Here is a 7,387-nt window from a genome sequence, read left to right on the forward strand (position 1 = left end):
TGTCGGTTTCCGCAAGTAAGGACTTCAGCACCGCGCTGGCGTCGATCACGTACCGCAATCTTCACCTGTCCCGATCTTCGCGGACTAGATCAACAGAGTCGTCGAGCAGGCCAACGCGCTTGCGGATGCGTTCGCGGCGCGCACGAATGCGCTCCATGAGCGGGTCGGATCTACGTCGCCGCGCTGAGTTACGTTCTCTTCGCCATTGTTCGACGATACGGGAGAAGTCAGTTCCCGAACTGTGGGATTTGCTCGCCATCTCAATTATTTGCTTGCGACTCTGATTTTACGCCCCCTTCGCTTTCTTCACTTCTTCGATCAGCGGCGGCACGATGTCGAACAGGTTTCCGACCACGCCAAAATCCGCAACTTCGAAAATCGGCGCTTCCGCATCTTTGTTCACAGCGACGATGGTGCGCGAGCCCTTCATGCCGACAATGTGCTGAATGGCGCCGCTGATACCGAGCGCCAGGTAGAGCTTGGGCGCAACCGTCTGACCCGACGATCCGATCTGCCGGTCCATGGGCAGCCAGCCGGAATCGCAGATGGGGCGCGAGGCCGCCAATTCGCCGCCCAGCGCCTCCGCCAGTTGCTTGGCTAGCTCAATGTTCTTCTGCTCTTTGATTCCGCGTCCGACGGCCACGATGATGTCCGCCTGCGTCAGGTCCACCGCCTGCTTCGCCTCTTTGAACGGCGGCTCGGGACGGGTGCGGATCGCGCCATCCGCGATCTCGACATTCACCGTTTCCACCGGCGCGGCGCTCGCTCCGGCATCGGCCTTGTCGGCGCGGAAGGCCCCGGTCTGGAAGGTCGCAAAGTAGGGCGGATCGCCGCCCAGCGCGACGTCGGCGGCGAACTTCCCCTGAAACATTAGGCGGGTGAACAGCAGGCCATCGCCGTCCTTGCGGAAGCCGATGCAGTCGCTCACCAGGGTGCGACCCAGCGCGGTCGCCAGTTGCGGGGCGAAGTCGCGTACCTGGTAGGTGTGCGGCATCAGCACCAAGCGCGGCTGGCGCTGTCCGACAAATTGCTTGAGTGCGGCCACAAAAGCGTCGGGCGTATACGGTTCCAGCTTGACCGATTCGACCGCGTAAACCCTCGCCAGCTTCTTGCCCGCGACTTCCTGCGCGATCTCGCCCACGCCGCTGCCGACCACCGCAGCTTCCATCGTCCAGCCGGTCTCGGCGGCGATCGCCTGCGCGCCCGCGACGGTTTCAAAGGAGACGCGGTTCAGCTTGCCTTCGCGTTGCTCGACAACCACAAGAATCGTGTCAGCCATCCTTGCCTGCTCTCTTCCTGAAGATGAGTGCTCTGTTTCGCCCGCACCGGATCTTGGGACCCGCGATTCCTATTACTTCGCCCGGGCGCGAATCACGTACCCGCTCACGATCAGCGCCAGCCCCAGCACGGCCAGCGCTACCATGAGCGTCACGAACGCAGTTTTATGGCCCAACTTCAGACCGGCTGGCAGGAAAAACAGGATGAGGAAGTCGAAGAAACAGATCATCCCGCCGATCACTTCCAGGCTCAGGCCCTTTTCCCGGACTTCTTCTCCATCCCCTCGAACCGCCACAACGCCCCCTCCAACTTCTGTCGAGGTAGGGTAATCCCGCGTCGGGAATGCGTCAGATGACTCGCGCTTCGTCGCGCAGCTTTTCCACCAGCTTCTTCGCCACCTCTGCGGGCCCGCCCTGCAGCAGTTCGGTCTTTTTAGTCTTCTCGGGTATATAGAGTCGCCGAATCTGCTGAAAGTTGGGGCCGAGCGCCGATTGCACTTCCGCCAGCGTCACTTTCTTCAGAGGCTTGTTCTTAGCCTGCTTGATTCCGATCAGTGTTGCATAGCGCAATTTGTTGATCCCCGACTGGATCGTCAGCACCGCCGGAATCGGCATGTCCACGTACTGGAAGAACCCGGCCTCCAGTTCCCGTTTGACCCGGATGCCGCTGTCCTTCTTCTCGATCTGCATGATGATGGTGGCGTGCGGCCAGCCGAGAAGTTCGGCGAGGATCACGCCCGTCTGCGCGAAGCCGTAATCGTCGGATTGCAGTCCGGTGAAGATCAGGTCGAACAGCTGGTCTTTGATGGCGGCGGCAAACGCGCGCGCCGTGTTGAAGGCGTCCAGCCCGACAAAGCCGGCGTCCTCGAGGTGAATGGCGCGGTCGGCGCCCTTGGCCAGCGCCTCGCGCAGCACTTGCTGCGCGCGTGCCGGGCCGGCCGTAATCACCACCACCTCTCCCCCGTGCTTTTCCTTTTGCCGCAGCGCCTCTTCCAGCGCGTAGGCGTCGGGCTCGTTCACTTCATAGGAAACATCTTCGCGGATCCAGGTGCCGCTCTCGTTGAGCTTGAGCGGCGCGTCCTTCTGCGGAACCTGTTTCATGCAGACCAGAATTTTCAAGCCGCACCTCGTATGAATGCGCGCATAGCCCGGGTCGCGTAACAGGGATCTCCGACCCGTGAGCATCAGCGATCAATCTGTTTATCATTGCTCGCACAAACGCGCAGTATAAATGACGCGGGCGGCGCTTCGAAAGGACACGCAACGGCATCCGCGATGGTGCTGTTCTGAATTGGCATCGGCTTTGCCGGATCTGATCAGCGGTAGGCTCAGTCGAGGAATGCCACCGACTGTATGCCTGAAACTTCAAAGCGCTTGCGGCAGCGGACGTTCTTGCACATGACCATGTCGTCGCGGCGAACCATGTAGGAGCGGGCCTTGGCGAACTTGGCGCGATCGCGCTCGTCGGCGCGCCCGGGCAACTGGCGCTTCTTGGTGCGTACGATCCAACCCAGTTCGTACTCGCCGGGTTGGCGGCAGTGCGGACAATTCAGCGTAAAGGTTTTCTTGTCCTGCCGCTCATCGAAGAAGTCGCGCTCGTCCATGGGCACCCCGCAGATGTCGCCGCAAAAATTATGGCATAACCGGCCCGATCGCGGTGTTGGCGTATGCTGTTCACGAAAACAGTCCCAAGTCGCGAGTCCCGAGAGTATGGCGAAGAAGAAGCCGAGGCCGTTTCGCGCTGTGACGGCGGTGAAGGCGGCGGCGCGCGAACACATTGGCGCGCCTCCGCCCACGCGCTGCGAGCCGGACGTGAAAAAGAAGGCGCGGCCCAAGCACAAGGCCACCCTACCCAAGATTCTCGCTGATCCCGACGCGCAGGCGTGAATCGACCGGGAAATAGCCACCGTGGAGGTAGAGGAGAACAAAACACGCTGCGGCGCGGGGTTATTGCGCCTCCGCGGAGATTCCGCCTGTGGTAGGCTTTGGCAGCACCACCCCGGTGCTGAGTGTGGGGGTCCTGGCCGATCGCCAGACCAATCGCGAAGACCGTAAGGACACGATGTCCAGCATGTCCGATGTCGCATCGACGCCGGTACTGCTCTTCGTGCAAGGCACGGAGCAGCGCCGCATCGCCATCGATCACACGCCATTTACCATCGGCCGCAAGACCGATCGCGACTTGCCGATTCCGGATTCCCGGGTTTCGCGCGAGCACGCCTCCATCATCGCGGAAGGCGGAAATTACTACATCGTGGATCTGGGCAGCCGCACTGGCGTTTACGTTAACCGCATGCGCCGCGAGCGCCATCCGCTGGAGCCGAACGACCGCTGCGACTTCGGCCTGGAGGACTTTTACTTCGTATTCCAACCCACGCCTGCGGTGCCGACGTCCTCGGAGTTCCTCAGCCAGATTTCCATGGCGCCGCGCGGCGGAGCGGGATCCGAACTGCAGCAGCTCAGGCTGTTCCTGGAAGCGGCACGCCGCCTGCGGACCACCGGAGTGCTGGCCGATGTGATTGCCACGCTGCTGGACTGCACCCTGCGGCTGACTCGGGCGGAGCGCGGCTTTGTTTTCCTGCGCGGCGCCGATGGCGGCCTGCACCTCGGCGCCGCTCGCACCAGCAAGGGAGAAACACTGCGCGACGACAGCACCATCAGTCATTCCATGCTTCAGCAGGCGGCTGATTCCGGTTCCGAGTTCGTGGTCGGCGACACTTCACAATCCGCCGACCTGGCCGGCCGCGCCAGCATCATGATCCATGACCTGCGCACCGTAATCGCAATTCCGCTGCGGCGCGGCAGCAGCCAGGCCGCCGACAACGGCGGCGCGCGCCTTAACAAGGCCGGCTCGGCGCCGCATCCCGTACTCGGCGTGCTGTATCTCGACAGTCGCTTCACCTCGGGCGACCTCTCCGGCGTCAGCCAGGACATTCTGCACGCCATCGCGAAAGAAGCCGCCGGCCTGCTGGAGAATGCTCACTTGGTGGAGGTCGAAGAAGCCGCACGGCGTTATCAACAGGAATTATCGATTGCGGCGCGCATTCAGCAGCGGCTGATGTCGGTGCGTATCCCCGACGTTCCCTTTGCCGAAGTGCAGGGCCGCAACCTGCCATGCCAGGAAATCGGGGGCGACTTTTTCGATGTCGTACGCACCTCCGATTCCATAGCCGTCGTACTCACCGATGTGTCCGGCAAGGGCGTTTCCGCGGCGCTGCTCGGCTCGGTCATCCAGGGCATGATTTATTCCCAACTGGCGCAGGGCATCTCGCTGGAGAACGCCGTAACTGCCGCCCACAACTTCCTTTGCGAAAAAGATGTCGGAGACAAATATGCGACCATGGTCGTGGCGCGGCTGGGGGCCGGCGGCGAACTCGAGCTCTTGAATTGTGGCCACGTGCCGCCCCGGCTGTTCTCCGGGGGCAAAATTACCGAGCCGGACAACATCAACCCGCCGATCGGATTACTCCCCGACGTCTCCTTCCGCGGCATGCGTATGCAACTCAAGCCAGGTGACCGGCTGATCCTGACCACAGATGGCGTGGTCGAAGCGGAAAACGGCAGCGGTGAGTTCTTCGGCTACGAGCGCCTCGACCGCGCCGCTGCAGCCGGCTTCGAAAGTATCTTCCAAGCGGTGAAAGAGTTCTGCGGCCCGTGTCCTCTGCAGGACGATTGCACCGTGGTCGAGTTAGTGTACTCGGCACCGAAAGCGGCCGGCGCCGCCTAACGAAATCGTCCTGACCGGCAGGGCGAGGCGCGCGTTTGCCCCGCACCGCAAGCGCGGCTACAATGAGTAGACAAGTAGGCGCGTAGCTCAGTTGGTTAGAGCGCTTCCTTGACACGGAAGAGGTCAGCGGTTCGAATCCGCTCGTGCCTACCATCTACCTGATTGAATCTGCTGGGTGAGTACCGGCAGCCCTGCCGCGAATTGGCCCTTCTCCTAACCATTGGCGCCTGGGCCCTTCAGCGTGGCCCGAGAACGGCAAAAGGTGTAATGGTTTACCGTCGAACTCCGCCGCATTCGAGCGATTTGCCCATGAAGGGAGCGACTCACGTAGGCCCCGCTTTGAGCCTGCTGCTCCTCGCAGGCCTGGGTCTTCCACTTCCCGCAACGGCACAGATAGAAGCGGCTCGTGCTCCTCTGGGCACAGAACAGGTGGTGCAAAACCTGGTGCGCATGAACGCTGAACGTGCGCAGGAGCTGCGCGCATATCAGGGGAGGAGAATCTATCGACTTGAATACCACGGCTTCCCAGGCGCGCGTAAGGCGGAGATGGTCGTGGATGTGAAATACCAGGCGCCCGGAACAAAAGAATTCATCATCCAATCTGAATCCGGGTCCAAGCTGATCATTGACCGGGTATTCAAGAAACTGCTGCAAAGTGAAAGAGAGGCGCTTGAGGCGGAGAATCTGCGGCGCACCGCCCTCAATGAAGAGAACTACGCGTTTGCGCTGCTGGGATACGAAGTCACGTCCGCCGGCTCAATGTACGTTCTTTCTGTCGAGCCCAGGAGGAAGGACAAGTTCCTCTACTCCGGACGAATCTGGGTAGATGCGGCAGACTTTGCGGTGGTGCGGATTGAAGCGGAGCCCGCGAAGAATCCTTCATTCTGGATAAAGAATACAAAGATCGAACACCGCTACGTCAAGGTGAATGACTTCTGGCTGCCGGCTCAAAACCATAGCCTCACTTTGGTTCGGCTTGGGGGCCACGCTGATTTGACGATCGACTACAAGGACTACCAGGTCACGCCCGCGCGTCAGCCCGAGAAGCCCAACGATGCTACGCTGCGCTGAACTGAAAGCGCGGACCAGACTAACTCCCAGTGCAGGCGGCTTGAGTTTTCGCCAGCGCCGGTGGCCGTGCCATCTTTCGCCCCACGATTTCGTTCACAATCGCGTCCATCACCGGATCGTCCGAAATCAGGCGGATCCCTTCATTCGCCAAGGCTGCAAGCAGCCTTTTGCCAGCCTCGTCGATAAACGTGACTTCGGTCAGGTCGACGGCAACGTTCTCGCTGCGTACGGTCGAAACAATCTCCTCAGCACGCTTGCCAGCCTCAACCACCCAAATTGACGCTAGCTTTCCTGCCAGCTTTACCGTGGCTAAGTCCAGCTCCGAATTGACCGCTACTGTAAGCATAGTTGGCGACTCCGAACATGAAGAGGCAGTTCAAAGGCCAGTCTGAAGGACGGCACAGGGCAGCGGGAAGTGTTTAAAACAAAAGGACATTGGTCCCGGCTGGTTCGCCAGGAATAGTCTGCGCCTGGGCGCCAAGGGTGCAGCAACCGCCGAAATAGTGGCAGGGTGCCAAAATATTGGCAGTCACTGAAGCCTCAGATTTCAAGTTCTGGCCGCCCGCTGATACCCCCACCCCATATGGTCGATCTTTAAGAATCATACATTTAGCGAGAAGTTCACGCCAAATCTTTGAATTGAGACGGTTTACTGGCAAAATATTGATCCGCAATAGGTTAGCTGCGATTGAGCGGCAAAAGCGAAAAGCCTAGCGGTAGGGGCAGGGGTTCTGTTTCTTTCTCAACGCTCTACATGTAGCTTAGCAGATTGGAGGGGGCATACCCGCCACATACGAGCTGTACATTTCTGCCGTTGAATGAGGTGGTTAGCGAAAAATCTCAAGTTGGAGGGGCTTGACAGCTTCAAGCGATGTCGAGGAATTGAAAGGAATTGAAATGTGAAATTTAGGGCTTCGAGCGCGGCTCGTCGGCGAAAACAGCTTGCGGTCACGAAGTGCAAAATGATGGTTGCCGCAGAACCGGCACAAGCCTAGTCTATATGCAATATCTGCGATTGTTCTTACGGAGTAAGAGCCGGTGCAGACTTTGGACGTCATTTCGGAACTGCGGAGGGTGTCGAGATTCGCATTCCCACCTTTCGAAAAGCGCCAAGGGTGGTGCACGCACAGTCTGCTGGCTGCTTGAAGGCTGGGCCACCCGCCAAATGAAAAACATCACTGCTGTCCGGTTAAAAGTTGAACAGAATCAGTTGGTTGACGTTTTCGGTGAAATTGGCGTCCTGGTCGATGGCCTGAAGGGCGCATAAAATGGGCGTTTTCTCGAAAAGTGTGAGGCTGAGAATCTGTAGAAT

General features: G+C 59.8%; 8 protein-coding genes and 1 tRNA gene. 4 read left to right on the forward strand and 5 right to left on the reverse strand.

Translation table 11 applies throughout. The annotated features are described in order from the left end of the window. Positions 1-286: 286 nt before the first annotated feature. The 4 genes from LAN64_20145 to LAN64_20160 all read right to left on the reverse strand — a co-directional run bounded on the left by LAN64_20145 (position 287) and on the right by LAN64_20160 (position 2,881). Complete coding sequence (locus tag LAN64_20145; protein ID MBZ5570138.1) at positions 287-1,279, reverse strand: electron transfer flavoprotein subunit alpha/FixB family protein; 993 nt, start codon at positions 1,277-1,279, stop codon at positions 287-289. Between the two features lie 72 nt (positions 1,280-1,351). Next, a complete protein-coding gene (locus LAN64_20150; protein ID MBZ5570139.1) occupies positions 1,352-1,573 on the reverse strand; it encodes a hypothetical protein in 222 nt (73 codons plus the stop codon). 52 nt (positions 1,574-1,625) lie between these two features. Next, positions 1,626-2,396, reverse strand: coding sequence for an electron transfer flavoprotein subunit beta/FixA family protein (locus LAN64_20155; GenBank protein ID MBZ5570140.1), 771 nt, complete (start codon positions 2,394-2,396; stop codon positions 1,626-1,628). 209 nt (positions 2,397-2,605) lie between these two features. After that, on the reverse strand, positions 2,606-2,881 hold the full coding sequence (locus LAN64_20160; GenBank protein MBZ5570141.1) for a hypothetical protein: 276 nt from the start codon (positions 2,879-2,881) through the stop codon (positions 2,606-2,608). Positions 2,882-2,987: 106 nt separating this feature from the next. Between LAN64_20160 and LAN64_20165 the strand changes: the two genes are divergently transcribed. The 4 genes from LAN64_20165 to LAN64_20180 all read left to right on the forward strand — a co-directional run bounded on the left by LAN64_20165 (position 2,988) and on the right by LAN64_20180 (position 6,075). After that, on the forward strand, positions 2,988-3,164 hold the full coding sequence (locus tag LAN64_20165) for a hypothetical protein (protein ID MBZ5570142.1): 177 nt from the start codon (positions 2,988-2,990) through the stop codon (positions 3,162-3,164). Positions 3,165-3,252: 88 nt separating this feature from the next. Then, positions 3,253-5,004, forward strand: coding sequence for a SpoIIE family protein phosphatase (locus LAN64_20170; protein MBZ5570143.1), 1,752 nt, complete (start codon positions 3,253-3,255; stop codon positions 5,002-5,004). Positions 5,005-5,080: 76 nt separating this feature from the next. Continuing rightward, positions 5,081-5,157 (forward strand) — tRNA-Val (locus LAN64_20175). A 186-nt stretch (positions 5,158-5,343) separates the two neighbouring features. Beyond that, positions 5,344-6,075, forward strand: coding sequence for a hypothetical protein (locus LAN64_20180; GenBank protein MBZ5570144.1), 732 nt, complete (start codon positions 5,344-5,346; stop codon positions 6,073-6,075). A gap of 19 nt (positions 6,076-6,094) precedes the next feature. Here LAN64_20180 and LAN64_20185 read toward each other — a convergent pair whose 3' ends face one another. Then, on the reverse strand, positions 6,095-6,421 hold the full coding sequence (locus LAN64_20185) for a hypothetical protein (GenBank protein MBZ5570145.1): 327 nt from the start codon (positions 6,419-6,421) through the stop codon (positions 6,095-6,097). Positions 6,422-7,387 lie beyond the last annotated feature (966 nt).

The organism is Terriglobia bacterium (assembly GCA_020073185.1).
Lineage (GTDB): Bacteria > Acidobacteriota > Terriglobia > Terriglobales > Acidobacteriaceae > JAIQGF01.

Bases quoted from the DNA above. Each gene is read 5' to 3' on its own strand.
- LAN64_20145 (MBZ5570138.1), bottom strand. From the start codon at position 1,279: ATGGCTGACACGATTCTTGTGGTTGTCGAGCAACGCGAAGGCAAGCTG.
- LAN64_20160 (MBZ5570141.1), bottom strand. From the start codon at position 2,881: ATGGACGAGCGCGACTTCTTCGATGAGCGGCAGGACAAGAAAACCTTT.
- LAN64_20165 (MBZ5570142.1), top strand. From the start codon at position 2,988: ATGGCGAAGAAGAAGCCGAGGCCGTTTCGCGCTGTGACGGCGGTGAAG.
- LAN64_20185 (MBZ5570145.1), bottom strand. From the start codon at position 6,421: ATGCTTACAGTAGCGGTCAATTCGGAGCTGGACTTAGCCACGGTAAAG.